We start from the raw sequence: 1,172 nt of genomic DNA, 5'->3' as shown, positions 1-1,172 counted from the left end.
AATTTATAACCCAAAGAAGACTCGTGCCCGATAATCATCGTTCCAAGCAGCCTTCTTCAACTTCACTTTTTGGCTTGGTGCACCACATTCGCATTGCTTCAGCATGTTCATCACAAAGCGTCTAAACAACGCTATATTTTCTACAGCACCATCTAGCGTGATCCGTGAGTAATCCTCTTTAAAAACAACATCTAATACGTAATGCTGGCTGTTTTCAATACGCCAATGCTGACGAATGTAGTGGCCTAGCATTTTGTGATTCGGCGACATAGAGCTTATGTAATATGAGGTGTCTACACTTCCTTTTCCGTTGATCACTCGATGCCGCTCCACCGCAATGATGCTTCGTACTGTCGGCCATTTCTCCGCAAGCTCTTTAGGTAACTTAGCCTTTAACTGAAATACATATCTTTCTTCACTGCGGCCATGGTGCTTCTCTTTGATTTCGGTAACTATTTTCTCTTTACCTGCTTCAAAGACAGCTTGAAATTGCTCCACAATAGCCACTCTCAATTTGGGCTGGTTGTTCTTCACTTGAACAACAACCTGAGCCTTTTTCTCTGCAATTTTCTCGAGCGTATCGCGCTGACAATGCAGGGCATCAATGGTGATGACACTGCCTTTTACGTTAATAACATCAAGCATTTGGCGTACAACGTTGATCTCGCCATTTTTGCTCTCAGTCGGCTTTTGACTCAAAACGAGGCCACGTTCAGTGTCGTAGGCGGTAACCAATTGTAACGCTGTTTTTTTGTCATTTCGGTATGAGCCACGCAGCACTTTTCCATCGAATGCGATTATCGGCTTGTGTTGACTAGTGCGTTGCTCGTTAATCCACAGGGCTAATGCCTCTAGCAAAGATTCTGCGACAACTGAACGTAAAATACGGGCTATTGTATGCCGACGTGGAATACCATGTTCAAATGTTCTGTATTTTCTCAGCCAATCTAGTTTGTCTTTCCCAAACAATTCAATATCTTGCCATCCTTCACATCCAGATGCGATGGCGCTAATTACAAGGAACATGACATCGATAAGATCATGCTTCTGATTAATGTCTGACCGAGTGTCTTGGACGACTGATAAGTGTTCGATTAAGTTCAAAATGGCTGTTTGATTGTGGATTTAGCACTATTAGATCATATTTGTTAACAAAGTGCGATCCCGCCCTG

The 1,172-nt window shown here is 43.0% G+C and carries 1 protein-coding gene; it reads right to left on the bottom strand.

Annotation, left to right across the window (positions count from 1 at the left end; translation table 11 throughout):
• Window positions 1-3: 3 nt before the first annotated feature.
• A complete protein-coding gene (locus tag AB4351_RS22095) occupies window positions 4-1,104 on the bottom strand; it encodes an ISAs1 family transposase (protein ID WP_372127192.1) in 1,101 nt (366 codons plus the stop codon).
• Window positions 1,105-1,172: the final 68 nt, after the last annotated feature.

The sequence above is a fragment of the Vibrio sp. 10N.261.51.F11 genome (genome assembly GCF_041471665.1).
Lineage (GTDB): Bacteria > Pseudomonadota > Gammaproteobacteria > Enterobacterales > Vibrionaceae > Vibrio > Vibrio crassostreae_C.
The sequence above is the reverse complement of the archived record's forward strand: the minus strand, read 5'-3'. Positions and strand labels throughout refer to the sequence as shown.